The organism is Natrinema salsiterrestre (assembly GCF_029502005.1).
Classification (GTDB): Archaea; Halobacteriota; Halobacteria; order Halobacteriales; family Natrialbaceae; genus Natrinema; species Natrinema salsiterrestre.
On record NZ_JAMQOT010000003.1, the window covers coordinates 93,523 to 119,051 of the forward strand.

Here is a 25,529-nt window from a genome sequence, read left to right on the forward strand (position 1 = left end):
AACGCGACTCGGTGGTCGCGTTACTCGAACTCCGGCTCTCGGTCCTCGACGAACGCCGCCATCCCCTCGCGCTGGTCGTGCGTCCCGAAGAGGCTCGCGAAGGCGCGTTTCTCGTACGCGAGGCCGCTCTCCTGCGATCCGGCGTGGCCCTGGTTGATCGCCTGCTTCGCAGTCTGCATCGCGAAGGCCGGCTTCGCGGCCAGCCGATCGGCCAGCTCGGTGACGACGTCCTCGAGGTCGTCGTCGGGGACGACCTCGCCGAACAGGCCCGCCTCCGCGGCGCTGTCGGCGTCGAGGCGTTCGCCGAGGAAGATCATCCTGCGGGCGGTCTCGTCGCCGACCAGTCGCGGCAGCCGCTGGGTAGCGCCCCAGCCGGGGATGATCCCGAGGTCGATCTCGGTGTTGCCGATCAGCGCCGACTCGCTCGCGACGCGGAGGTCACAGGCTATCGCCATCTCGCAGCCGCCGCCGAACGCGTAGCCGTTGACCGCCGCGATCGTCGGCGCTGGGAACGCCTCGAGCGCGTCGGCCACGTCGTGGCCGAGTTCGCCCCACGCCTGAGCGGCTTCGGGGGAGAGATCTCGCATATACTTGATGTCCGCGCCGGCGATGAACGCGTCGCCGGCCCCCGTCAGGACGAGTGTTCGAGCCTCCTCCTCGGCGGCTTCCTCGATGGCCTCGCCCATCGCTTCCAGCGTCTCGACGTTCAACGCGTTGAGCGCGTCGGGTCGATCGACGGTCAGCGTTGCGACGTCGTCGTCCCACTCGAGTCGGACTGTGTCCCAGGACATGCACCGGCGTTTGTCAGCCATCGCCATATCGTTTCGCACGCGATTCGGGTCCCAGGGCGGGGCCGCCACACGCGAGCACCCGTCACATCTTTCCTCGGTCGCGTCCTACAGCGGGGTATGGAACGAGCCACGTTCGGCGGCGGTTGTTTCTGGTGTACGGAAGCGGCGATGAAGGAACTCGAGGGCGTGGCGTCGGTGACCTCCGGCTACGCCGGCGGCCACACCGAGGACCCCTCCTATCGCGAAGTCTGCTCCGGGAACACCGGCCACGCGGAGGTCGTGCAGGTCGAGTACGATCCCGACGCGATCGGATACGACGAACTGCTCGAGGTGTTCTTCGCCACCCACGATCCGACCCAGCTGAACAGACAGGGACCCGACGTCGGGACGCAGTACCGCTCCATCGTGCTGTACCACGACGACGAGCAACGAACACAGGCCGAGGCCTACATCGAGGCCCTCGACGGGGAGTACGACGACGACGTGGTGACCGAACTGGAGGCCCTCGAGACGTTCTACCGCGCCGAGGAGAAGCATCAGGACTACTTCGAGAAGAACCCCAACGACGCGTACTGCACCATGCACGCGGCCCCGAAAGTCGAGAAGGTCCGGGAGAAGTTCGGCGAGATCGTCGCGGCGAAGCAGTAGCGGGTCGATCATCGCGATTACCGGGTACAGATCAGTCAGTGACGCCTCTTGCGACGATTCAGCGCGGACCACCACGCCGAGGGCGTGCTTCGACGAGCGAGATCGATCCCCTCGAGCACACTCGAGCGAGATTCTCGCCAGCAGCAGCCCGCCCCCGTTTTATATGTAATTCTCCCGCCGCATTCTAGCGTGGGAATGCCGTTCACGAAGTACTCGCTGGAGAGCGTTCGAAACGGGATCCGGGAGCCGGGGCTCGTCTGGACGGAGCTCTGCAAGTACCTCTGGTCGGCCCACCGAGAGGTCTTCGAGTTGCGCCACGGCAGCGGCATCGACGTCATGGACGAGGACTGGGACACGCTCGTCGTCCTCGACGCCTGTCGATACGATTTCTTCGCCGATATGAACTGGATCGACGGGACGCTCGAGTCCCGGCTGTCCGCCGGCTCGAGCAGCCCGGGATGGATCGACGCGAACTTCGCGGGGAGAGAGCACCACGACACCGTCTACGTCAGCGGGAACGCGTTCACCGCCGATATCGGCGACGACGTGTTTCACGCCATCTATCCGGTGCCGCCGGAGCCGGTCGCGGAGTCGGCGGCCGTCGACGCGGACGACGTCCTGGATCCCGATCTCCTGGAAGACAGCTACGTGATCGATCCGGAGACCGTCGTCGAGACGGCGCTCGAGGCCCGCGAGCGACACCCGCACAAGCGGCTGATCGTCCACTTCCTGCAACCCCACGTTCCGCTCGTGGGTGAAACCGGCCTCGAGATTTACCAGCGGATCGCGGCCCGGAGCGATCTCTCGTCGCTTTCGCGCGGCGGCCGCGGCGATCGCTTCGGTGCGCTGAACGTGCAGCTCTACGAGATCGTCGAGGACGACGCGTTCGATATCGACGTCACCGATCTGCGGCAGGCCTACGCGGAGAACCTCGAGATCGTCCTTCCCTACGCGGATCGATTGATTGGGGAACTGGACGGGCGATCCGTGATCTCCGCCGATCACGGGGAATTACTCGGCGAGCGACTGCTGCCGTTCACGAGCCGAAAGTACGGCCACTTCGAGTATCTGGCGACGGAGTCGTTGCGACGGGTCCCCTGGCACGTCGTCGACTCGGGCGACCGACGGCGGGTCGTCGAAGACGCGCCGATCGAGTCCGTTCGGATGGACGAGGAGGAGGTGACGGAGAAGCTCCGCGTGCTGGGATATCGCTAGGGAGGCGTCGTCCACCAGCCGATCGCGGTTGGCAGCCTGATCCCGTCGGTTTCGTATGAAAGGTTCCGATTGAATACCGCTCCTGCAGTCGTTCGAACGAACCATGTCTATCGGCAAACTCGGCCCCCAGAACGTCGTCACGACCAGTCCGGACAGCGACCTCGAGGAGATCGCGGAGGTGCTGGACGAAGAGAACGTGGGCTCGATCGTCGTCACGGAAGACGACGAGCCAGTCGGGATGGTCACCGACCGGGACGTCGCGCTCGCGATCCACGAACACGACGACGTCGGATCCGTTTCGGTCGAGGAGGTCATGACGGACAACCCGGTGACGGTCCACGAGGACGACGACCCGCTCGCGATCTCGGAGGCGATCCGCGACAACAACGTCCGCCGGTTCCCGGTCGTCGACGAGGACGGCGATCTGGCCGGGATCGCGACGCTGGACGATCTCGTCGCGACGATCGGCGAGGAACTCGAGAACGTCGCCGAGACGATCGAGTCCCAGTCGCCCAGTTACAGCCCCTAACTCCCCGACTGACATCCTCTCCGGTCCCGCCGTGTGGTGAAAGGTACGTCCGTCTGGAATCCGTATCCCTCCCATGGACAGCCGAACGGACGTCCTCGTGATCGGCGGCGGTGCGACCGGGACGGGAATCGCCAGGGACCTCGCGCGCAGGGGCGTCGACGTCACGCTCGTCGAACGCGACGGACTCTCAGCGGGGACGTCGGGCCGCTCGCACGGGCTCCTCCACAGCGGCGCGCGGTACGCGGAAGCCGACGGGCCGGAGGCGCGAGCCTGTCTCGAGGAGAACCGCATCCTGCGTCGGATCGGTGGTGCTTGCATCCGGGAGACGGGAGGACTGTTCGTCCACCTGACCGGCGACGATCCGGCCTACTTCGAGGCGAAGCGCGACGCCTGCGCGGAGGTGGGAATTCCGACCGAAGTCGTCGACGGGGAGACGGCCCGCGAGACGGTTCCGGGCCTCGCTGACGACGTCGACCGCGCGATGCGAGTCCCGGACGGCGTCCTCGTTCCGTCCCGACTCGTCGCCGCCAACGCGGCCGACGCTCGGGATCACGGCGCGCGAATACTGACCCGCGCGCCCGTCACGTCGATGACCGTCGATAGCGGACGGGTCGCGTCGGTCGCGCTCGGTGGGGACGTCGACGACACCGTTCGACCGGAGTTCGTCGTAAACGCGACCGGGCCGCACGCCGGGCGGGTCGGTGACATGGCGGGCGTTTCCGTCCAGATGCGGCCGACCCGCGGCGTCATGGTGTCGGTGGCACACGACGGCCTCGAGCCGGTCTTGAACCGCTGTCGCGAGCCCGACGACGGCGATATCGTCGTTCCACACGACGGCGAGGTCGTCCTCGGCACGACGAGCGTGGCGGTCGACGACCCGGACGACTACGAGCGGGCCGACTGGGAGGTCGAGGAGACGGTTCGGGAGTGTGCGTCGATGCTCCCCCCGGTCGCCGACGCCGAGCGCGTTCGGACGTGGTGGGGCGTCCGGCCGCTGTACGAGCCCGACGAAGCCGCCCGCGGCGGGCGGGGGATTTCGAGGGGATTCCATCTGCTCGATCACGCCGACGAGGGCGTCGCGAACTGCTGTAGTATCGTCGGCGGCAAGCTGACGACCTACCGGCGGATGGCCGAGGCGACCGCGGATCTCGTCTGCGACCGGCTGGGCGTGGACGTCGAGTGTTCCACGGCCGACGAGCGACTACCGGGCGCGTCGGAACCGGCGCGGCTCGACGAGTTCGTCCGACAGTTCGATGGACAGGGGCCGACCGACGCGGATCTCGTCGGTCGCTAGTCCGCTTCGGTCGACGCGATCGAGCGTCGGCGTCGGGGCAGTCCTGAAGACGGCGGCCGATGTACCACGAGTATGGTCGATCGGGATCGCGCCGAGGGAGTTCTCCTCGGCCTGTCCTGTGGCGACGCCCTCGGTCGTCCCGTCGAGGGGTGGTCGGCCGAGCGAATCGACCGGGAGTATGGAACCCTCGAGTCGTTCGCTGGCGACGGCACCCACGGCAAGCCGCCGGGGACAGTCACCGACGACACGCAGCTCGCGACGAGACTCGCCCGGAGCCTCCTCGCGTACGAGGGCTTCGATCGGGACGACTTCGCCTCGCGGCTGGTCGACTGGTACGACCGCCGGCCGTTCGGTATCGGCGGCACGACGACGGACGCGCTCCGTCGGATCGCCGAGGGCGCGCCGCCGCTCGAGGCGGCCGAGGCCGCGAGGGAGGCGAAACCGCCGGGCGAGAAGGCCACGAACGGCAGTGTAATGCGCTGTGCGCCGCTGGCGATCGCCTACGCGGACGATCTCGAGGCGCTCCAGCGGGCGAGCCGGGATTCCTCGCGCGTGACCCACGCGGATCCGCGCTGCGTCCACGGCTGTGCCGCGCTGACCCTGACAATCGCCGCCGCGCTCGAGGGGAGCGAGCGGCCACTGGCGGCCGCGCTCGTCACCCTTCCGGAGGACGCACCGGACGAATTGGTCGACCGCCTCGAGCCGGTCCCGGACCGCGTCACTTCCGAGTCGCTGGTTCCGGCCAACGATGCCGTCGAGACGCTACGGACGGCACTTTTCCACGCGCTGACCGCGTCGGATCTCGAGACGGCGATCGTCGGGGCGGTCGGCGAGGGCGGAGACGCGGACACGATCGGTGCGGTGGCCGGTGCGGTCGCCGGGGCGCGGTTCGGTGCGAACGCGCTGCCAGAGCGATGGCTGTCGACCGTCGAGGGACGCGCGGAGCGTGCAGAACTCGCGGATCGACTCGTCGACCTCGAGCCGAGTACGGAGCACGAGTCGGTCCGAGAACCCCGCTAGCGATCCGACCAGATACTGTGACCCCTCGCGCGGTCGATATCGGCGCGCAACTCGTTGTCGCCGTCGAGCGCGATCGAGAGCCGGCCGAGCGTGGCGACGTATCGCGATGTCTGGTGGCGACCCTCGCGAATCCCGACGGCTTCCTCCACGAGTCCGGCGTCGGTCAGGCGGTCGAGTTTGCGATAGGTGGTCGAGAGCGGACGGTCCGTGGCCTCTGCGACTTCCTCGACCGTCATCGGGTCCTCGAGAACGGCGACGATCTCCCGGCAGGCCTCGTCGTCGAGCGCGCCGATGACGCGCTCGACGGAGAGCGTATCGTCGGACGAGGAGAACTCGAGGGACATTGGGTGCAGCCACGTTAGGAGCGAGGCCTCAAGACACGTTTGGTTGGGAATGTCAGTGACCGAACACGGACGGATGGGGCAGTTACATGTGCGATCGGTCCGACGGCACGCGTATGAGCGACGATCGGACCCCCGAGTCCACGGTCGAGAACACGCCCGGACAGGGACGGACGCCCGAAGCCGAACGGATCGAACCCGCCGCTCCCGACGAGTTCGGCCTCGTCCAAGTCTGGTGGGGCGACGGAAAAGGGAAGACGACGGCCGCCCTCGGGATGGGAATGCGCGCCGCGGGCCACGGCTACCGCGTCCACATGCTCCAGTTCATGAAGGGCGGTGCCTCGAGCGTCGACGCCGTTCGGGGCGAGTACAACGCGATCGCCGCGCTGCCGGGAATCAGTTACGAGAACCTCGGCCACTACGGCTGGCACGGGATGGAAGACGGCAGCGAGGAGGCCGACCACGAGGCCGAAGCGCAGGCCGGCCTCGAGCGCGCCCGCGAGTTGGTCGAGGCGGCGGACGAAGCCGACCTCGCTGAGCCGATCGATCTCGACGCGGAGCCGGAGGCGGGAATGCACATGCTGATTCTCGACGAGATACTGTACGCCGCGGATCGCGGCCTGCTCTCGGAGGGTGACGTCCACGAGCTCATCGACGCGAAGCCCGACGACCTCGAGCTGGTGCTATCGGGAAGTCACACCGAACCCGCGTATCTCGAGGACCGGGCCGATTTGATCACGAACGTCCGGAAAATGAAACATCCGATCGACGAGGGGCAACGGGCGCGGCGCGGGACCGAGTTCTGAGGAGGGGGTGCGACTGGCATCCGTCTCGAGCGAACGAGGAACGAGGGACCTGTCACTATTTCCCTACCAATACAGTTATTATCAAATCCTGAGAACGATTTCACGTTCAATGGGAGCGATTCAGGTAGACGGACTGCGAAAGTCGTACGGATCCGTCGACGCCGTGGATGGAATGGAATTCACCGTCGATCGGGGTGAGCTGTACGGTTTTCTCGGGCCGAACGGTGCCGGCAAGACGACGACGATTCGCGTGTTGACCGGCCAGATCGAGCCGGATGCGGGCGACGTTCGCGTCCTCGAGACCGATCCGGTCGCCGACCCGATCGAAACGCGCCGGCGGGTCGGCATCCTCCCCGAACAGGAATCGCCGCCGAGTTTTCTCACGCCCCGCGAGTACCTCGAGTTCGTCGGCGAAGTGCGGGACCTCGATCCCGAGCGGGTCGCCGAGCAGACGGCCGCGTGGGCTGACCGACTCGGGTTCGAGAGCAAGCTCGACACGCTCCACACCGATCTCTCGCGTGGGCAACAGCAGAAGGTGATGATCGCGCAGGCGTTCGTCCACGAACCCGACGTGGTCTTCATCGACGAGCCGCTGGCGAACCTCGACCCGCTCGTCCAGGAGCAGGTCAAGCGGTTCCTCGTCTCCTACGCGGCCGGGGACAACGCCGTCTTCGTCTCGACGCACAACATCGACGTCGCCGAGGAGATCTGCACCCGCGTCGGCATCGTCGCCGACGGCCGGCTCGTCACCGAACGCTCGCTCGAGGACGGCGGCGACGACGAGTCGCTGCTCGAGGTGTTCCTCGATCGCGTCGAGCGCGAGGAGACGCGAGACACGCCGACGCTCGAGCGGCTGGAGACATGACCGGGGCCGATCCCACGGACGGAGCGAACGCGGCTGGGACAGGTACCGCGGACGGAGCGAACGCGGCGGACGCGACCCGATCGGGTGCCGGGCTCTCGACTCGTCGGCTGCTCGCGGTGCTCTTCCGTGAGGAGTGGCGGCTCCACACCCAGCTCTTCGGCGGCTGGCGGTTCGCGCTCTTTCCGTTCGTCATCGCGCTGCTGAGCGTGAGCGGGACGGTCGCGCTCGTCGAAACCGGAACCGCGCCGGCGACGGTCGCCGGCGGGCTGCACGTCCTCGCGTTCGGCTTCGGGCTCTACAGCGGCACTGCGGGCTTTGCGGGGTCTGACATGCTCGAGAACGTGTTCGGACGGCTGTCGCTGCTGCTGTCCTCGTCGACGACGCTCCCGCTCTCGCGGCGGCGCTTGCTGGGGGCGTTCTTACTGAAAGACGGCCTGTTCTACGCGGTCGCGTTCGTGTTGCCGATGGCGCTGGGAAGCGTCGCGGTCGACGGGCTGTCGGCCGCGACGCCGGTCTCGGTCGGCCTGTTCTGGCTCTCGCTCTGTCTCGTCTTCGCGTTCGGAATGGCGGTCACCGTCGCGCTGATCGCCGTCCGCACGCGCGGCACGCCACCGTGGGCCATCGGGCTGGTGGTCGGACTCGCCATCGTCGGTGGCTGGGCGACAGGGAGTCTCGAGCCGCTCCGGCGCGTCCTCGTGCCGATCAGCGGGTCCGCGGTCGCGGCCGGCGGGCTGGCGGTCGGGACCCTCGTCGTCGCAGCGGGGTCGCTCCTGCTGTACGATCCGACGTACGGACGGCCCTCGCGGACCGCGACCGATCGGTTCGCTCGGATCAGTGACGCGCTTCCCATCGACGACGCCCCGCTGGTCACGAAGTCGCTGCTCGACCTCGCTCGCTCCTCGGGCGGCGTCTGGAAGCCGTTCGTCTCGGTCACCATTTTGCTCGTGCTCGTGGCCGCGCTCGTCGGCGTCGTCGACACGATCACCGGCATCGCGCCAGCGCCGGGGATCTTCTTCGGCGGCGTCCTCGGCCTCTCCGCGTTTACGACGTACAACTGGCTGACCCAGTTCGACTCGCTCGAGGCCTACCTCACGTACCCCGTCTCGATCGCGGACGTCTTCCGAGCCAAGCGGATCGCGTTCGTCCTGGTCGGCGCGCCGACGGTCGCCGTCCCCTACCTCGCGGCCGTGCTCTGGTTCGAGGCGACGCTCGTCGACGCCGCCGTCGGGGCCGTCCTGCTGGCCGGCTACGCGCTGTACTACTACGGCCTCACCGTCTACATCGCCGGCTTCGATCCCAACGAGTTCCTCTTCGACGCCGTCCGCTTCGCGACGTTTACCCTCGGCGTCGCCGTCGCGCTCGTGCCGACGCTCGTCGCCGGCTTCGTCGTCGTTCCGCCGTCCGCGGAACTCGCCGTCGGACTCGGGGTCGCGGGAGTCGGACTCGGTTTCGTGGGGGTCGTCCTCTCGAGTCGCGCCGGGCCGCGCTGGGAACAGCGGTACCGGAACGGCCACTGAACTCCTTTGACGCCGATTTGATTGAGGCTAGAACGTTTATATTCAGTGTAACTAGGAGGGAACTAGCGGACGACCGGACGGAGTAGATAGTGATCTTCTGACTCGTTTTACCGCCAGATGATGTCTGCTTCAGCCGTTCTCAAAGGACTATTTTCACTACAATAATGTAGCATTGACGAATGGTGAAGATATCGAATTCACAGTACGGAACCCGACCATGCCAAAGTATTAATTTGTAGAATGATGTCGGCTGGAATAGTTGCAGGTGACGGTAGATTGGGTCCCCTCACCGTAGGATATATTTAACAACCACACATTATTATTGTTTGGATGTTTAGGTATAATGTGGTAAGCTCGAATAAAAATGTGTGGCTCGAGAAGGCAGAAATTGGACTAGTGACCCTAATCCTTGGGTACGGCATCCTGTTCCATACTGGCTACCTCTTTCGTGTAGCACCTAACAGCGAACTCTGGGACATGGTCGAGCTCTATGGGGGGCTCTTTTTCCTTCCGCTGGCGCTTGCGTTCGTCTCGCTACTTTCTGCAATTTTCGCGGAATCGTTCGTCCGCTCGTATCTGACTGGGGCTGTCGCGATGGTGATGCTGCTGGGAATTCTCGCCTCGTGGGCTATGTACTTCAGTCCCCGCGGTGGCGGGATAGTGATCGGCCCGTTTCTTTCATTTGGGTTTGGACTGATCCTCGCGATCGTCGTCCTGCTCAAACAGACGACGCTTCGGCTCCAACCATTCCTCGCTGAGCTTCGATAATAACTGGTGGTCCATCGATCTGCCCGTAGTGACGTCCGGGCTCGGAAATTATAAGTGGTAGAATAGCCGGTCTTGAGACGCTACGATCCCGGTTCGATCCTATTGCTCTGGTCGCGGTGCGGCCTCGTACCGTTCGATTTCGTCGGTCGTCTCCACCCGTGCGTAGATTTCACGGAGCGTCTCTTTCGCTCGCAGGAGGTCGTGTGCCTCGAGGAACTGGCGTCCATCCTCGCTGATACCGTAAAACTTGTACGGCAGATCGTTCTGGCGGCGATCCGTCGGGAGCGTCACTTCCTTGACGATCCCCGCATCGATGAGTTGCTGGAGGTGCTGTCGAATCGTCGTCCGACTCTTGCTGGGATTGACGTAGTCCAGTTCCTTCAGCGTCGGCAGTCCCTCGGGATGGCCGAGGAGGTCCTGCACGAGAGCGAACCGCGTCTCCTGAGTGACGACGTTCAAGCGCTCACGAACGGTCTCGAGGTCGGTCGGTGTCCGATCCGGCGTGCTCATACTCGTCAGTTCAACCGATACGTGCAAAAGCGTTTCGCTCAAATACGAATCGGTCATGGACGATCTATCCACTAACCTAGTCGGTAAATTGAAGGGTCAAAGCTGCGTCCGCTCGGCTGATGAGCGAGGGGCCGGTGACCGTCGACGAGCTCGCCGACAAAGCCGAATCGTACCTCCACGAGTCGTCGCTGACGCCGGAGGAGTACGAAACACTCAAACACAGCGTCGCGGAGCTGTCACCGCTTCTCACGACCGACAGGACGTACTTCGTTCTCGGCAGCTACGGTCGCCCGGAAATTCATCGCCTCCAGCTCGTCAAGGACCGACTCAACCGCCGGGCAGACAGCTACGCGTTTTTGATGGTCGATATCCGAAGCGAGTGGACGAACACCTACCTCAAATTTCGCCTCCTCGCCGACTACACCGACGTCATCGTCGGTGTGGCCGAACACGACGGCGGCGGATTCCTCGTCGAGCAGGGCTATTTCACTGCCATAGAGGAGTACTTCGAGAAGACGCACGTCTTCAAGCGGACGTACGAGAACGTGGTGTCGGCGGACGTCGACACGGGCGTCGACCTCGAGAATCCGTACAGTGGGATGCAAACGGCGATTTTCGACATGCTTTCGGATGCAAACCGGCTCTGCGTCTGGGAAACCGAGGAGGAACTGCGTGACTGTGCGAACTCCCTGCGGTAACGGTCGGATTTGTTCGGACGATTTGAACGACAGTGAATCTCGCCGAAACCCGAGTACGACCGGAACCGATAGGACGATACTCTCGGCCCCACGACTACCGCCCAACGCGGATGACCAGAACCCTCCTCGTCGCCGGAACTGCGAGTCACGTCGGCAAGTCGACGGTCGCGGCTGGGCTCTGTCGGCTCCTGTCGGATCGAGGCGTCTCGGTCGCGCCGTTCAAGGGCCAGAACATGAGCAACAACGCTCGCGTCGTCGTTCGGCCGGACGCGGACGGCCGGCAGGATGGCGACCCGGAAGGAGACGACGCCGACGGAGACGCCGGCACCGACGACCAGTGGGGCGAAATCGGCGTCTCCCAGTTCGTCCAGGCTCGAGCTGCTCGAATCACTCCGACGACGGACTGCAACCCGGTCCTGCTCAAGCCGCGGGGCGACGGCGAGAGCCAACTCGTACTGCAGGGGACGGCTCACGACCACGTGCCCGCCGGCACCTACTACGAGGAGTACTGGGAGCGAGTGCTCGCGGCTGCCGAGGAATCCTACCGCAGACTGGCGGCCGACAACGACGTGATCGTCGCCGAGGGCGCGGGCAGTATCGGCGAGATCAACCTGCACGACCGGGACCTCGCGAACGTCGAAACCGCCGACTTCGCGGACGCCGATATCCTCCTCCTGGTCGATATCGAACGCGGCGGCGCCTTCGCCAGCCTCTACGGCACGATCGAACTCGTCCCCGACGAGATTCGGGATCGGATCGTCGGCGCGGTGATTACGAAGTTCCGCGGCGATCCCTCGCTGCTCGAGCCCGGCATCGAGGAGATCGAATCCCGGACGGGCGTCCCGATCCTGGGCGTGCTCCCCTACGACGACCCCGGTCTCCCCGAAGAGGACAGCGTCGGGCTTCCCGGGACCGAGGAACGGGGCGTCGTCGGCGACGACGACGGCGTCGGGGCCGATCGTCGGATTCGGATCGCCGTGCCGCGGCTCCCGCGGCTCTCGAACGCGACGGACCTCGAGGCGCTGGCGGACGAACCCGGTGTCTCGGTCGTCTACGTCCCGGTCGACGGCGACGGGACGACCGACCCGCTCGAGGGGATCGACGCCGATGCGGTCGTCATCCCGGGCACGAAGAACACGGTCGACGATCTCCTGGCGCTCCACGAGGCCGGCTTCGCCGACGCGCTCGCGGCCTTCGACGGACCGGTCGTCGGCGTCTGCGGCGGCTATCAGATGCTCGGCGAGCGCATCACCAACGCCGCGCTCGAGGGGACCGGCGAGGACGACGTCGTCGACGGGCTCGGTCTGTTACCGGTCGAGACCCGCTTCGAGGGGACCAAACGACTCGAGCAGACGACGGTTCCCGTCGACGAAACCGCATCGCCGCTGCTTTCGGGTGCCGACGGTCCGGCGGCGGGATACGAGATTCACGCCGGGCGAACGACGGCGCTCGAGGACGTCAGTCGGCCGCTCGGGGACTCGAGTGCGGCTCGCGGAGCGGTGCTCGGAACGTACGTACACGGCCTGTTCGACAACGAATCCGTCCGAGCGGCGTTTCTGGACCACGTCGCGGCGACGGCGGACGTCGATCGACCGACGGACGAGGACGCGTCGTCAGCGTCCGCAGAAACGGGTGTTACCGGGCCGACGCCGTACGACCGGGCGGCGCGGCTCGTCGAGGAGAACGTCGATCTGGCGGCGCTCGGCGAGCCGTTCGTGTCGGAGTGACGAGCAGACGTAGCAATTCGGACGGCCGAAGCCGCGGGTGGTCGTTCAAAGCGAGGTAGGAGAGATGGCCCGATCAGGTCGATTCGCTGCGATAGGTTCCGAGCAGTTCTTCGAGGATGATACACTCCTGGTCGGTCTCGTCGTAGTGAGTATCGATGAATCGTTCGGCCGCCTCGTAGTTGCCGCGCAACCCGTACTTGCGGACGTTGATCACGGCGTCGAGGAAGAACGTACCGCCGTCGGCCCCGAGCGCTTTCGCGTGATCTTCCTCACTGATGTCGAGTTCCGATTTGATCTCGTCGAAGTTGAACGTCTTCACGTCGTGGTCGGAATCGATCAGCGTGAGTACGTACTCCGCGGAGAACCGGTAGAACTCGGATTTGCTCTCGAACATACCGTCTTCGACGAGCGTGTCGATCTCTTCGACCACGTCGTCGGGATACCTGACGGTATCTTTCGCCATGTAGGGACAGTGCTTGCTACTGACTCATTATTGTTTCTACTGTTTCCACACCTGTCCGTGGGAAGAGAAAGCATGCGGTGACTCGAGCCCGACCGTCGGGATCTGCTCGGCGCGTCGTATCGAGTCTCGAAACGGAACGAACGTTAAAGAGGTCGGACTGGGTTCACTCGAACGTGTGGGTGTAATCGACGTGTATTCCGGCGTGCTCTTCAGTTCCCTCCCGTGGTGGGTCGCGGCCCCCCTGATTCAGCTCGCAGTGCTGGTGTTCGGGATGGCGCTCGACGAGACCTACGTCAACCGAACGACGGTGTTGACCGGGGCGATCGCGGTTCACATCCACGGATTCGTCGCCGGAGACGTCGGGCTGCTGGTCGGTCTCTACGCGGATCTCGGTCTGTTCGTCGGTGCGTACGGCCTGTACTCCTACGTGATCGACGGCTACGTCGGGAACGCCTTTCGGCTCGTCGCGTTCTTCGTCTACTCACCGCTGTCGGTCTTTCTCGTCATCCTGACGGCCGGCCCGACGCTGTTCGGAATCGAACCGCTGTTCGTTCCCGCGCTCGCGCTGGCCGGTTACGCGAACGTGCGGCTACAGGCGCACCTGGCCCCCAGCGATCCCTATTACTTCGGCCCCGAGTCGAAAGCCGCGTTCGAATCGGCCGTCGAAGCCGATACTCGATCCGAGACGGCCGCCGAAGGGAGATCGAAGGCGAGCGACTCCGCAGCGACAGACACCGCTACCACGGCCAACGGCCCCGGCTCGGACGAGGCCGGCAGTGGCTCGGACCCCGACCCGTTCGACGAGTCCCACGACGACGGGGAGGTCGAACACCCCGGCGCGGAGCCGGCCGCAGCCGGCGACTCGAGCGAACGGGGCATTCTTCCCGAATTCATGCGTCGGCTCTAGGCGTTCGGTTCTCGTCGCATCCGCTCGTCCGGTACCGTCGGGTCCGTCCGGTCGGTCCGGCAGTCATCCGTCGGCACGCCGGTCCCGACCGGAGCGACGTACTCCCGCTCGTCTCTCCTACCGATCCGCGCGGCTACCGGAACCACCTGCGGATTTATTATTCATGGTCGGGAATCGTGAGACGTAATGACTGACGAAGCCGAACTCCGAGCGCAACTGATCGACGCCTTCGAGGGCGCGGACTATCCGGTCTCCGGTCCGATGGAGCTCATCCCGGCGCTTCCAGACGGGCCGAGTACGACGTTCGAGTCCGGCGATTTCTCGATGACCGCGATGGAACTGAACACGAAGACGTCCGGCGGTGATTTCCCCTACGAAGACGTCGAATCGCTCGTCGGCGACCTGCTCGAGGAGCTTCGTGACCGCGGTGAGCTGTAACTAATTCATCCGCGGGAACGATCGCTGCTGGAACCTATCGGACCGCTGACCAGCAAGCTTTTATTCCGCAACCGATCTTGATAGAACGGTGTCTGGTCGCGTATGAATCCGGCTGCAGTCACTCGAAACAGAGAGAGATAGGGATGAACGATACACATCGATCGAGACCGATCATCGTCGTGACCGACGTTCGAGACCAGGAGACCGATCTACGAGCGCGACTCGAGAACGCGACCGAGCACGACGTCCGCACGGTTCCGGTACCGGCCGATCTCGAGTCACTGCTCGACGCGGCGGACGCGAAGGGTGACGGGGCCGCCGAGGGCGTCACCGACGGGGATCGGGACGGTACCGAGACGTCCGCGGCGAACGGTGGTTCCCGATCGACGGACACTGCAGAGTCGGCAACTCCCACCGGGGACGCCCTCGCTTCTCCGATCGCCGTCGTTCTCGAACTCGACTGTCCCGGCGACATACAGTCCGTCCTCCAGCGCGTCCACGCCGTGGCGCCGGCCGTCCCGACGATCGTCGCACCGAAAACGGGAAGCGAACGGCTCGCGACGGTCGCGCTCCGGGCCGACGCGACGGAATACGTGCCGACGAATCGCGACGAGGACCCGATCGACCGGATCGTCACGACAGTTCGATCGCAGCCCATCGAGCGGTCGGACGAGACCGACAGTCGAAACGAACGGATCCTCGGCGACGAACTCCCGGACGAGGCGTTCGTCATCGGTGAGGACGGCACGTATCTCGAGGCGAAGGTTCGACCCGACTCGGCCGAACTGTACTCGATGGCTCCCGACGACCTGCCGGGAACCACCCTCGAGGACGCGTTCCCCGATGCGGTCGCCGCGAAACTACAGGACTGCATCGATCGGGCGATCGGGACCGACGGCGTTCGATCCGTCGAGTACGACGCCGAGACGACCGAGGGAAGCCGCCGATTCGAAGCGCGCGTCGTGCCGCTCGATCAGCGAATTCAGGGTCGACGCGCCGTCGTCTGGCTGGCTCGAGACATCACCGAACGGGCCCAGCGCGAGCGGGAACTCCGATCGCGACAGGATCAACTCGAGACGCTCAATCGAATCAACGCGGTCGTCCGACAGGTGATCGAGACCCTCGTCGAGGCACCGGCCCGGGACGCCATCGAAGACGAGGTCTGCGAGCAGCTCGTCGACTCCGAGCTGTACTGTGGCTCGTGGATCGCCGAGCGAACGGGTGACGGGCAACTCTCCTACCGAACCGGCGCCGGCGAGGCCGAAACCTATCTCGAGTGCGTCCGCGAGTCGATCGACCACGACGGGCCGGTGTCGCAGGCGGTACGGACCGGTGAGATCCGGACGACGAACCGACTGCTGGACGACGAAACGGTTCCCGAGCCGTTGCAGGGGGCCGCAAGCGAAGACGACGTCAGATCAGCGATCGCCGCCCCGATCACTCACGAGGACGCGACATACGGTGTACTGACCGTTCTCGCGAGCCGAGACGACGCGTTCAGCGAACGCGAACGGGCCGGGTTCAGATTGCTCGGCGAGACCATCGGGTTCACCATCATGGCAGTGAAAAATCGGCAGCTGCTCTTCGCCGACACCGTCGTCGAACTCGAGTTCCGGATCGACGGCGGCGATACGTTCTCGTTCGATCTCTCCGAGGAGTACGACTGTACCTGCTCGCTCGAGTGGGCCGGTACCACGGCGAACGGGCGAACCTTTCAGTACGTGACGGTCGACGGTCTGGACGGTGACACGGTTCTGGAGGCCGCGAGGACCCACGACTCTATCGAGGAGTGTCGGCTCATCCACGACGGCGAAGAGAGCTGCACCATCGAGATTCGCCTCGCGCAGTCGGGGGTTCGAACGCTCGAGAATCACGGCGCGACGATTCGGGACGTCACGGTCGATAGCGGTGTCGGGACCTGTCTGGTCGAAGTGTCGCAGAACGCTGCCGTCCGGGAAATCGCGGAAGCGTTGACCGTCATCTACGAGAACACCGAACTCGTCGCCAGACGGGAGGTCGATCGACCGGTTCGGACGGCGGCCCAGCGCCGAAATCGGATCCTCGATCGACTCACCGATCGCCAGCTGACGACGCTTCGACTCGCCTACTACGGCGGCTTCTTCGACTGGCCGCGGGAGAGCACCGGCGAGGAGATCGCCGAGGCGATGGATATCTCGCCGCCGACGATGCACCAACACCTTCGAAAGGGGCTTCGGGCGATCCTCGAGGAGTTCTTCGAGGGAAGCGGGCACAGTTGAGTTTCCGCCGACGGTAACGGGGTGGGGGATCGTCCCATCCGCTTCCCCGCCGAGTTTCATGCGCTACGTTCGTACCGTGACCGACTCACTCCGCTACGAGGTGCGTTCGACCGAAGGGAGTGACAGCATCTCTCGACCGGCGCACCACTGTGACCGGTTTCCAGCGGTCGTTCACGATACCGTGACTCTCCTTCTTTCTTAACTGAGCGCTATATGAATCCCAGCGGCAATACGCTCGAAAGCTGATCGGTCAGGTGAGAATGACGACCAGACGGAGACCGCAGTACGTCACTGAATCGCAGGTGGGGACACCGTGGTAACGCAGCCGTTCGAAGCGATCTTCCGCGGCGCGGACGACCGCTACTATACCGAGTGGCAGATCGAGCACCGGCTTCGGACCGGCGCGTGGGCGCTCTGTCTGCGACAGCGCGGGCCGGACAGATGGCTGGTCGAGACCGAAGACGGGGCGCTGCTCTCGCTCGCGCCGGTCGAGCCGTGTCAGTTGCCGGCCGGGCTCGAGATCCGCGTTTTCGAGAGCCAGGCCTGGGTCGTCGACAGACGGGGAAACTCGACGGGAACGGGGGCGACCGTTTCGAAAACCGACACCGCTCGGGCCGAAGCGGGACCGTGCCGCGGATAGTGCGTGTCCATGTTCACCCGCAGGAACTGGGTCCCCGTCACACCAGGTAGCCCATGAGACGGCGCGCGTTTCTCGGGGCGGTCGGGTCGGTCGCCTCGCTCAGCACGCTCGCGTACGCGACACGCGGGTCCGCTGAGACGCTCGCCGTTCGAATCTGGTTCTCCGAGGCGGCCGCTACCTACGACGGAGTCGCCGACCGTATTCGCGAGTACCTCGAGGAGACGCTCGCGCTCGGCTACTGGACGCTCGACCTCTCCGTCGGCGGGACGGTCTCGGTCTCGACGGAGGACGCCGCTCGCCTGACGAGTCGCGGAGAGTGGCCGATGGCCGTCGCTGCGGGCGAACTCGGCCGGCGAGAGCTCGAGCCGGTATCGGACGTCAACCTGCTAGTTACGGACGGCGGAATGGAGGAGGCACCGACCGGATACGGCATCCCTCACGTTGCATCCGTCGGCGGCGCGCGCCACATCGCGTCCCTCGATGCGTTCGACGAAGTTGTCAGCGGCACCCGATGGGTCGTGCCGAACACGCCGCCGGCACGAACGATACAGGTGCTCGTCCACGAGATCGGTCACGCGCTCGGGTTGGATCACGGACACGGCGTCGCGTTCCACCACGGCGGGGCCGTGATCGCAACGCCGATGCTGAGTAGCTACGCCTGGGATCCGGCGTACGGTGCCGACAGCTCTCGCTGCGGGACGACGCTTCCGACATCGAAGGATCGGGACCGAAAACTCAGTCTCGCCTTTTCGTCGTGTGCGCGCCGCGCGCTCGCGGCGTACGACGGCGGACTCCTGTGATACTGAGACCGCTCGCCGCCGAGCGGCGGGTGGTCGGTTCGCGGTCGCACGGATGTCTCCAGTAAGAGCGCTAGAGTTGTGACTACCAGACGGCCACAGCTGCGGCCGAACGGCAGTCGACGGGGGCTCGTCTCGCTTCCGTCGAGACGAGTCGGTCGAGGCGCGTCGTTACTCGTCGTCTTCGTCGTCGTTCTCGCCGCGGGCGAAACTGGTTTGGGCGTCACCCTCCTGTTCCGCAGCCGCGTTCGGTCCTTCGATCAGCGCCTCGAAGTCGTCGACCTCGTCGTACTGGTCTTGGTACACCAGCGCTGCCTTCCCCGTGGAGGAGATCTCGTAGAGGCCGGACCGTTCGGCGGGCCCGATCTTGTTGACGAGACCGTAATCCTCGAGTACCGGCAGTCTGGTATTGATGTTCTTCCGGCTCTTTCCGGTGTGTGCAGCCAGGTTCGTTGCGACGTTTCGGCCCTTGTCCTCGAGCGCCTCGAGGATCAGGAAGTCAGTTGGTTGTCGGAGTTTCACTCTCGTTCACTCTCGTACCGGACTATATTTCCAGTGGTAACTAATACTTTCGGCTCGAGACAGGATGTTTGTTATGGTTATTTCTTTCTCCGATATGTAATGGTGTCCGGGCAAGTGCTGGTGACGAGACCGAGTGACTGTCGCCGAATCCGGGACGGTCCCGTCGGACCGACCCGATACGGCGCTTCGTGTTCCTCGCATCCCGCTTCGTGACGGTCTGAGGACTCATTCGACCAGTCCGGTGCCGGTGGATCCGAGCCACGAGAGGAACGCTGCAACGTCTGCGGGTGCCCGTACCCGGTAGGAGGCGCTCGAGGGATCGTCGTTACCGACTCGGACGCCGACGCCGTCCGGTTCGACGGCTCGAAACGCGGACTCGTCGGTGACGTCGTCCCCGATATAGACGACGACCGTTTCGGGTGATACATCGGCAGCGATCAGCTCGACCGCCTGTCCCTTTCCCCAGGGAACGTCCGGCCCGATCTCGAGGATTCGTTTCCCGAGCGAAATCTCGAGGGCGTCGCCACCGAATCGGTCGACGGCCTCGCGCGTCCGCCGGCGGACGACAGATTCGGCAGCAGGCGGAACCGATCTCACGTGAACCGTCCCGGTCAGGCGCTTGTTTTCGATCCGACAGTTCGGGACGGACGCCAGGGAATCCTCGAGGGCCGAGCAGACCCGGTCGACTCGAGCCGCGCGTTTGCGCGCGACCGGGTGGACCGCGATTGATCCCCTGCGAGCGAGTTCGAGCCCGTGATTGCCGGCGTAGATCGACGGGCCGTCGATACGCTCACGGACGTCACTCAGAGCGCGGCCGCTAACGACCGCCGTCGTCACCGACGGTGCGGCGGCGAGCGAAGCCACTGCCTCCCGGTTGCGCTCGCTCGGCACCGCCGCGTTCGGATCGTCGACGATCGGAGCCAGCGTGCCGTCGAAATCCAGGCAGAGGAGCAGGCCGTCGGCATCCTCGAGCGTCGCCCGGAGCTGTGGCAATCCGTCGTCGAGCGGCCGCGGCGGTGACTGTGCCACCGTCATCGACTACACAGGGGGTGTCGATTCTCGCGAATCGGGGTCGGTATCCGTGTTCGTGTCCTCGCTGTCGGAGCCGTCGTGAACGCGTCGGATCCAGTCGAACTGCGTGGCCATCCAGGACTCGAGATCGCCGTCGAACACCCGCTGTCGAAGCGTGTTCATCCGCCGTCGCCGTTCGTACGGTGACATCGATACCGCGTACCCGAGCTGGGCCGCGAACCCGTCGGAGTCGGTCGGATCGATCGTCAGAGCGTGGGAGCCGAGGCGCTCGTGTGCGCCGGTTCGATCGCTCAATAGTAACGCACCGTTGCCGTCGACGCTCGCCGCCACGTACTCCTGTGCGACCAGATTCATCCCGTCGACGAGCGGGCTTACGACCATCACGTCCGCGCGGCGATAGAGCGCACAGATGTCGGCTCGAGGGAGCACGTCCTCCGTGTACACGATCGGCCGCCAGCCTCCCGTCCCGAAGCGACGGTTGATCCGCTCGACTTCGCTCCGGACGAGTTCGCCGTACTGCTGGTAGGTTTCGATCTCCGTCCGCGAGGGCGTCGCCTTCTGGAGGAACGTGAACTCGCCGCGCCAGCCGGGATTCCGCTCGAAGAAGCGCTCGAGCGCCGCCAGCCGCTCGGGAATCCCCTTCGAGTAATCGAGCCGATCGAGGCCCAGGCCGAGAGTCGTTTCCCGTGGGATTCCGTACTCCTCGAACAGGGCGGAGAGTCGACCGGGATCGGTCGATCGCGCGTCTCGATCGTACGACTCGGCGTCGACGCCCATCGGCGTCGCGACGACGCGAATCGTTCGTCCGTCGTAGCGGATCGTTCGGCGAGCCCGGTTGACGGTAGCGTCCGGGAGGAACCGATCGACGCACTCCAGGAATCGATCCGCGTACCGACCCACGTGGAACCCGACGATATCGTTGCCGAGCAGCCCCTCGAGAATCTGACCGCCGACCGGACAGTGCCGGAAGGTTCCCGGCGTCGGCCACGGGATGTGCCAGAAGTGGGCGACGGTCGCGCCGGAGGGGATCGACTGACGGATCATCCGCGGCGCGAGCGCGAGGTGGTAATCCTGAATCCAGATCACGGAGTCGGCCGTCGCGTGATCGGCGACCGCTTCGGCGAACTGCTCGTTGACCGTCCGGTACCACTCGAAGTCGTTGGATCGGTGCTCGATCAGGTCGGGAAAGCCGTGACAGAGCGGCCAGAGGACGCGGTTGCTAAACCCGTAATAGTAGCAGTCGACGGCCTCGTCGGAGAGCTCAAGCCGGTGAAGCGTGTACGCCTCCTGGTCGGGCGGGACGGCGACGCAGTTCCGGTCGTCCGTGACGTCGAAGTCCGCATCGCCGTCGCCCCAGGCGATCCAGGTGCCGTCAGTTCGCTGGACGACGGGATCGAGACCCGCGGTCAATCCGCCGGTCGGCTCGTCGACCGTGATGGATCGCTCTCCGGTCATCGAACGGGAGCCACCGTCCGTTCCCGTCGGTGGGTTCCCGTCGGACCCGGGTGAGCCGGCCGCCGGCTCCGGAGCATCGTCTTCGTACTCGTGGCGATACGGCTCCCGGTTCGAGACGACGATCAACGAACCGGGGCAGCTGGGGCCGTCGGACGCGGATCCGTCGGCCGTTCGTCCGCGGCCGTCAGCCCGTCGCTGTCGATCACGGACAGTCGTCGACGACAACCGCTCGGTAACTCGCATTCGCTGAAAACCCACAGCGTCCCGACGGGTTGCTTCGCCGCTTGCGACCGCCGGGGCGTTAATACGTTACCGGCAGCAGTCGTGAGAACCGGACTGTTCGGGTGCCGAGATAGTTACGGGCCGATGGACGCGCGTTCGGACTGTCAGCTGCCGGTCGTATGCGCGCTCTCCCAGCGAGCGCTGCGGGCACGTCCAAGGACGCAACCGCGACCAAACGTTGATTTCTCGCTCGAACCAACCCGAGGGTATGACATCGCCGTTCGAGCGCCGGATCGCGGCCTGCCAGCGACGACTCGCGGACGGGAACGCGGACCTGCTCGTCTGCTTCCCGAGTCCGAACCTGACCTATCTGACCGGCTTCGAGGAGTCCCCGTCCGAACGACACCTGTTGCTGTTCGTTCCCGAACAGGACGATCCCGCGCTCGTCGCGCCGACGATGTACGAGGACCAGCTGGCCGCGCTTCCGGTCCCGTCCCTGCAACCGCGACTGTGGAACGACGCCGACGATCCCCGAGAGGTCGTCGCAGGCGTACTCGAGGAGTACTCGATGGGAGGAGCGGGTTCGGACTCGGGTACCGTCCTCGTTGACGACCGGCTGTGGGCGACGTTCGCACAGGACCTCCGGGAACTGCTTCCCGGCGCCGACTTCGGGCTCGCGAGTACCGTCCTCGAGCCGCTCCGGATCCGAAAGGACGACGTCGAACTCGAGGCCCTCCGGCGGGCGGGCGCGGTCGCGGATCGCGTCTCGCTCGAGATTCGCCAGCGCGGGGACGACCTCATCGGGACGACGGAGTCGGAACTGGCGACCGAAATCGAACGGTCGCTCGCCGCGGCGGGCGGCGAGGGACCGGCGTTCGAAACGATCGTCGCCGCCGGCCCGAACGGGGCGCGACCGCACCACCACAGCGGCTCGCGAGAGATCACCGCCGGCGACCCGATCGTGCTGGACTTCGGTGCGTTCGTCCCGGCTGCGCTCGAATCGGGGACGGGTCGGTATCCGGGCGACCAGACGCGGACGATCGTCGTCGGCGAGCCGCCCGCCGAGTACGAACGCGTCCACGAGACAGTTCTGACGGCCCAGCGGGCGGCTGTCGACGCCGTCGAGCCGGGCGTCACGGCCGGCTCGATCGATCGCGCCGCCCGCTCGGTCATCGAGGAGGCCGGCTACGGCGATGCGTTCGTCCACCGAACCGGTCACGGGGTCGGCCTCGAGGTCCACGAGCCGCCGTACATCGTGGCGGGCAACGACCGCGAACTCGAACCGGGAATGGTCTTCAGCGTCGAACCGGGGATCTACCTCGAGGACGAGTTCGGGGTCCGGATCGAGGACCTCGTCGTCGTAACGGAGGACGGGGCCGAGCGGCTGAACGAGACGCCACGCGGGTGGGAGACGGACGCCGAGTGAGGGTCGTATCGGCAGAATAGCGGGGAACGGGGGACACCGGGTTTCCAGTGAAATGTCGCCTCGTTGCCGGTTGACGCGGCGGAATTGACACATCGAGCGGGAGACGTACTGGAACCGTCCGAGCGCTGTGATGGCTCTCTATCGTCCGTTCGGACGCTCCGATGGCCCCCAATGACCCGTTTGGGCTCTGCGATGGCTCTCCGTATCCGTTTCGGCGCTGAGATAGCTACGCGTCGTCCGTTTCGACGAGGACTTTCCGCACGACGTCCGGGTCCTCGAGCAACTGGTGTTCGGTGTAACTTCCCTCCGCACTTCCCCCGCTTCGGCGGGCCTGCTCGAGGATGTCGAGGAAGGCGTGCTCCTTCAGCAGATCCCGCACCCGGCGCAGGGAGAGGGGCTCGGACCGCTCCTGTCGACAGATCTCCTCGTAGACGTCGTAGATCTTCGTCGTCCGGAACCCGTCCTCGTCGGCGGTGTTGAGCGAGAGGACCGCCAGCGCCTGCAGAACGTGCCTCGAGTGGGGCGTCGAGCCGCGGATGAGCTCCCGAAAGCGGTCGGTCTCGGCTCGCTCGCGGGCCTGGACGACGAACTCCTCTCGAACGGTATCGCTCCCCTTCGACTGGGCGATCTCGCCGGCGTACCGGAGGATGTCGATCGCCTTCCGCGCATCGCCGTGCTCGCGGGCGGCCAGCGCCGCGGCCCGCGGGATGACAGAGGGCTCGAGCACGCCGTCTTTGAACGCGTCGCTGCGGGCCTCCATGATGGTCCGGAGCTGGTTCGCGTCGTACGGCGGGAAGACGAACTCGCGCTCGCAGAGGCTGGACTTGACCCGCTCGTCCAGCCGATCCTTGTACTTGATCTTGTTACTGATCCCGATCACGCCGATCTTGCACGACTCGAGCTTGCCGGCTTCGCCCGCGCGCGAGAGTTGCATCAGGATGTCGTCGTCGTCGAGCTTGTCGACCTCGTCCAGGATGACGAGGACGACGTCGTACTGGGAATCCAGCACCGTCCAGAGGCGCTTGTAGTACGTCGAGGTGCTGAGCCCCTTGTCGGGGATTCGGACGTCGGTGACCGCCGGTTCGTTCAACGAGTGGGCGATCGTCTGGACGGCCTGCGTCTCCGTGTTATCCTGAGCGCAGTCGACGTAGGCGAAGGCCGACGTGACGTCTTCGTCCCCCGCGACGCGGACGGCCCGCTCCGAGATGTACTTCGCACAGAGGGACTTTCCCGTTCCCGTCTTGCCGTAAATGAGGAGGTTGCTCGGACTCTGGCCGAAGATCGCCGGATTGACCGCGTTCGCGAGTTCCGAAATCTCGTCGTCCCGGCCGACGATTCGCCCTTCCGCTGGGAGGTGGTTGATCTCGAGGAGTTCCTTGTTCTCGAAGATCGGATCGTCGCGAGTGAACAGATCGTCGCCGGAACCGGACATGCTCGAACACCGTGTTTCCGGTGAAATAGTGTTTCCGTTTGTGACTGGGGAGTCGGTCCTGAACCGGAGAGTGCCGTTACTGACGGTGCAAAGAGATATTCCGAGTAGGATTCGTTCTGGTACAGTCCCGGACTCCTTTCCTCGGTGGACCGGTTCGGGAACCGATCGGTGGTGAACACACACACCGTGTTTCCGGTGAAACGGAGAACGGAGGGTGTGAGGGGCAGGGGGTAATTGGAGCGCTCCACCGGAAATGCGGTGTGTGGGGTGCTCTCACTCGTTAGTTGGAAATCGTCAGCACGATCGGCGTCGAAACGGGTGGTCGGAGTATCCGGTCCCGTTTCGATCCGCAGGCGTACTGACTTCGATCCACTCGGCGAGTTGTACTCACAACACCCATTTATATATTCCTATAACATACAGATACGTCACTGACATGTGTCAGATGCAACAGATTTGTTGGGAATAGAGACATCCGTTGGTAGAGGGATCCGTTAGGAATGTAGAGACGGGTCTCGAGCCACTGCTTCATTCTCCCGAAGCGACGGATACAGTGATTCGTCGATGGCCAGTGATTCTTTCTTTCACCGGAAATCCGGTGTGTAGTGGATACTGATCCGGTGATCCGGTGGGTGTGTGGTGGATACTCGTCCAGTGGCGTACTCGTCCGGTAAGTGTGTAACTCGTACGGTGTGAGATCGTGTGGCGTAGTGTTGATCGAATCTTGGAATCATCTCGAGCGTGCTGTACCCAGTGGGTTCCCGACCACCGTCGAGATGTTCCAGAGGCCTGTCAGAGTCTCGAAATCCGCCGAGAACCCCGTGCTCGTCGCGTCTGCCAGCTCTCGACAAACCGTCCGATTCAACGGAAGGCGTCTGCCTCTATCAAAACTTCTGTCTCCGTCGAAATCCTACTGGTCGTCGCCTCCGCTCGGTAGTGTACGGGACCGATTCGATTGCAGTGTACGCCCCTCTCGATGTGATTTCACCGGAAACACGGTGTGGGTGTGATCAGTCACGATTCCGTCTCTGGCACTGTCTAGTTCTGCCCCTCCCCGACTGGCACGCTTCCGTCGAGAACTTTTCGAATTTTGCAGATCCTGCGATCGTAGCCGTTCCGATACTTTCGGTATCGAGTTGTTCTACTTGTACCCCCTCTGGAACGTTGTTTTCGGTTCGGAACCGTTTGATGATCCGGCCTTTCGCTAC

Annotated in this window: 25 protein-coding genes; 17 read left to right on the forward strand and 8 right to left on the reverse strand. The window is 64.9% G+C overall.

Translation table 11 applies throughout. The features are described from left to right. Positions 1–20 precede the first annotated feature (20 nt). On the reverse strand, positions 21–791 hold the full coding sequence (locus NDI89_RS10015) for an enoyl-CoA hydratase/isomerase family protein (protein ID WP_277521404.1): 771 nt from the start codon (positions 789–791) through the stop codon (positions 21–23). Between the two features lie 117 nt (positions 792–908). Here NDI89_RS10015 and msrA point away from each other — a divergent pair, with 117 nt between their 5' ends. The 5 genes from msrA (at position 909) to NDI89_RS10040 (ending at position 5,497) form a co-directional block, all read left to right on the forward strand. Then, positions 909–1,439: a peptide-methionine (S)-S-oxide reductase MsrA gene (msrA, locus tag NDI89_RS10020; protein WP_277521406.1), complete on the forward strand. Its 531-nt coding sequence runs from the start codon at positions 909–911 to the stop codon at positions 1,437–1,439. A 195-nt stretch (positions 1,440–1,634) separates the two neighbouring features. Beyond that, entirely contained in the window at positions 1,635–2,654 is a 1,020-nt protein-coding gene (locus NDI89_RS10025; protein WP_277521832.1) for a hypothetical protein, read from the forward strand. A gap of 103 nt (positions 2,655–2,757) precedes the next feature. Continuing rightward, positions 2,758–3,183: a CBS domain-containing protein gene (locus NDI89_RS10030; protein ID WP_277521407.1), complete on the forward strand. Its 426-nt coding sequence runs from the start codon at positions 2,758–2,760 to the stop codon at positions 3,181–3,183. Between the two features lie 73 nt (positions 3,184–3,256). Next, positions 3,257–4,477: an FAD-dependent oxidoreductase gene (locus tag NDI89_RS10035; RefSeq protein ID WP_277521408.1), complete on the forward strand. Its 1,221-nt coding sequence runs from the start codon at positions 3,257–3,259 to the stop codon at positions 4,475–4,477. A gap of 72 nt (positions 4,478–4,549) precedes the next feature. Continuing rightward, positions 4,550–5,497, forward strand: a complete 948-nt coding sequence (locus NDI89_RS10040; protein WP_277521409.1) for an ADP-ribosylglycohydrolase family protein — start codon at positions 4,550–4,552, stop codon at positions 5,495–5,497. Here the strand turns inward: NDI89_RS10040 and NDI89_RS10045 are convergent. Next, positions 5,494–5,841 carry a winged helix-turn-helix domain-containing protein gene (locus NDI89_RS10045; RefSeq protein ID WP_277521410.1) on the reverse strand — a complete coding sequence of 116 codons (348 nt, stop codon included), beginning with the start codon at positions 5,839–5,841 and terminating at the stop codon, positions 5,494–5,496. The two genes, NDI89_RS10040 and NDI89_RS10045, sit on opposite strands and share 4 nt — an antisense overlap. Before the next feature lie 113 nt (positions 5,842–5,954). On the opposite strand from NDI89_RS10045, the gene NDI89_RS10050 reads away from it, so the two are divergent. The 4 genes from NDI89_RS10050 (at position 5,955) to NDI89_RS10065 (ending at position 9,794) form a co-directional block, all read left to right on the forward strand. Beyond that, complete coding sequence (locus NDI89_RS10050; RefSeq protein ID WP_277521411.1) at positions 5,955–6,644, forward strand: cob(I)yrinic acid a,c-diamide adenosyltransferase; 690 nt, start codon at positions 5,955–5,957, stop codon at positions 6,642–6,644. Positions 6,645–6,753: 109 nt separating this feature from the next. Continuing rightward, positions 6,754–7,509, forward strand: coding sequence for an ABC transporter ATP-binding protein (locus tag NDI89_RS10055; protein ID WP_277521412.1), 756 nt, complete (start codon positions 6,754–6,756; stop codon positions 7,507–7,509). Beyond that, entirely contained in the window at positions 7,506–9,026 is a 1,521-nt protein-coding gene (locus NDI89_RS10060; protein ID WP_277521413.1) for a hypothetical protein, read from the forward strand. The genes NDI89_RS10055 and NDI89_RS10060 overlap by 4 nt, the downstream gene beginning before the upstream one ends. A 366-nt stretch (positions 9,027–9,392) precedes the next feature. Further along, on the forward strand, positions 9,393–9,794 hold the full coding sequence (locus NDI89_RS10065) for a hypothetical protein (protein ID WP_277521415.1): 402 nt from the start codon (positions 9,393–9,395) through the stop codon (positions 9,792–9,794). 99 nt (positions 9,795–9,893) lie between these two features. On the opposite strand, the gene NDI89_RS10070 is transcribed toward NDI89_RS10065, so the two are convergent. Then, positions 9,894–10,304 (reverse strand): helix-turn-helix domain-containing protein, encoded by a 411-nt coding sequence (locus NDI89_RS10070; protein ID WP_277521417.1) that lies wholly within the window; start codon positions 10,302–10,304, stop codon positions 9,894–9,896. 119 nt (positions 10,305–10,423) lie between these two features. On the opposite strand from NDI89_RS10070, the gene NDI89_RS10075 reads away from it, so the two are divergent. Both NDI89_RS10075 and NDI89_RS10080 read left to right on the forward strand, forming a co-directional pair. Further along, on the forward strand, positions 10,424–11,002 hold the full coding sequence (locus tag NDI89_RS10075; protein WP_277521419.1) for a DUF8170 family protein: 579 nt from the start codon (positions 10,424–10,426) through the stop codon (positions 11,000–11,002). A gap of 110 nt (positions 11,003–11,112) precedes the next feature. Beyond that, entirely contained in the window at positions 11,113–12,729 is a 1,617-nt protein-coding gene (locus NDI89_RS10080) for a cobyric acid synthase (protein WP_277521421.1), read from the forward strand. Between the two features lie 73 nt (positions 12,730–12,802). Here NDI89_RS10080 and NDI89_RS10085 read toward each other — a convergent pair whose 3' ends face one another. Beyond that, positions 12,803–13,192, reverse strand: a complete 390-nt coding sequence (locus NDI89_RS10085) for a CopG family transcriptional regulator (protein WP_277521423.1) — start codon at positions 13,190–13,192, stop codon at positions 12,803–12,805. A 175-nt stretch (positions 13,193–13,367) separates the two neighbouring features. Between NDI89_RS10085 and NDI89_RS10090 the strand changes: the two genes are divergently transcribed. The 5 genes from NDI89_RS10090 (at position 13,368) to NDI89_RS10110 (ending at position 18,235) form a co-directional block, all read left to right on the forward strand. Next, positions 13,368–14,099, forward strand: a complete 732-nt coding sequence (locus tag NDI89_RS10090) for a hypothetical protein (RefSeq protein WP_277521425.1) — start codon at positions 13,368–13,370, stop codon at positions 14,097–14,099. A gap of 186 nt (positions 14,100–14,285) precedes the next feature. After that, on the forward strand, positions 14,286–14,537 hold the full coding sequence (locus NDI89_RS10095; protein WP_277521426.1) for an MTH865 family protein: 252 nt from the start codon (positions 14,286–14,288) through the stop codon (positions 14,535–14,537). Between the two features lie 143 nt (positions 14,538–14,680). Further along, on the forward strand, positions 14,681–16,795 hold the full coding sequence (locus NDI89_RS10100; RefSeq protein ID WP_277521428.1) for a bacterio-opsin activator domain-containing protein: 2,115 nt from the start codon (positions 14,681–14,683) through the stop codon (positions 16,793–16,795). A gap of 313 nt (positions 16,796–17,108) precedes the next feature. Further along, positions 17,109–17,435 (forward strand): hypothetical protein, encoded by a 327-nt coding sequence (locus NDI89_RS10105; protein ID WP_277521430.1) that lies wholly within the window; start codon positions 17,109–17,111, stop codon positions 17,433–17,435. 53 nt (positions 17,436–17,488) lie between these two features. Beyond that, entirely contained in the window at positions 17,489–18,235 is a 747-nt protein-coding gene (locus NDI89_RS10110; protein ID WP_277521432.1) for a M10 family metallopeptidase domain-containing protein, read from the forward strand. 168 nt (positions 18,236–18,403) lie between these two features. Here NDI89_RS10110 and NDI89_RS10115 read toward each other — a convergent pair whose 3' ends face one another. The 3 genes from NDI89_RS10115 to NDI89_RS10125 form a co-directional block, all read right to left on the reverse strand. Then, positions 18,404–18,754 carry a winged helix-turn-helix domain-containing protein gene (locus NDI89_RS10115; protein WP_226007347.1) on the reverse strand — a complete coding sequence of 117 codons (351 nt, stop codon included), beginning with the start codon at positions 18,752–18,754 and terminating at the stop codon, positions 18,404–18,406. A gap of 225 nt (positions 18,755–18,979) precedes the next feature. Then, entirely contained in the window at positions 18,980–19,789 is an 810-nt protein-coding gene (otsB, locus tag NDI89_RS10120; protein WP_277521435.1) for a trehalose-phosphatase, read from the reverse strand. A 3-nt stretch (positions 19,790–19,792) separates the two neighbouring features. Continuing rightward, positions 19,793–21,484, reverse strand: coding sequence for an alpha,alpha-trehalose-phosphate synthase (UDP-forming) (locus NDI89_RS10125; protein WP_277521436.1), 1,692 nt, complete (start codon positions 21,482–21,484; stop codon positions 19,793–19,795). 247 nt (positions 21,485–21,731) lie between these two features. Here NDI89_RS10125 and NDI89_RS10130 point away from each other — a divergent pair, with 247 nt between their 5' ends. Beyond that, positions 21,732–22,889: a M24 family metallopeptidase gene (locus NDI89_RS10130; protein ID WP_277521438.1), complete on the forward strand. Its 1,158-nt coding sequence runs from the start codon at positions 21,732–21,734 to the stop codon at positions 22,887–22,889. Positions 22,890–23,115: 226 nt separating this feature from the next. On the opposite strand, the gene NDI89_RS10135 is transcribed toward NDI89_RS10130, so the two are convergent. Then, positions 23,116–24,321 (reverse strand): Cdc6/Cdc18 family protein, encoded by a 1,206-nt coding sequence (locus NDI89_RS10135; RefSeq protein ID WP_277521439.1) that lies wholly within the window; start codon positions 24,319–24,321, stop codon positions 23,116–23,118. Between the last annotated feature and the right edge of the window lie 1,208 nt (positions 24,322–25,529).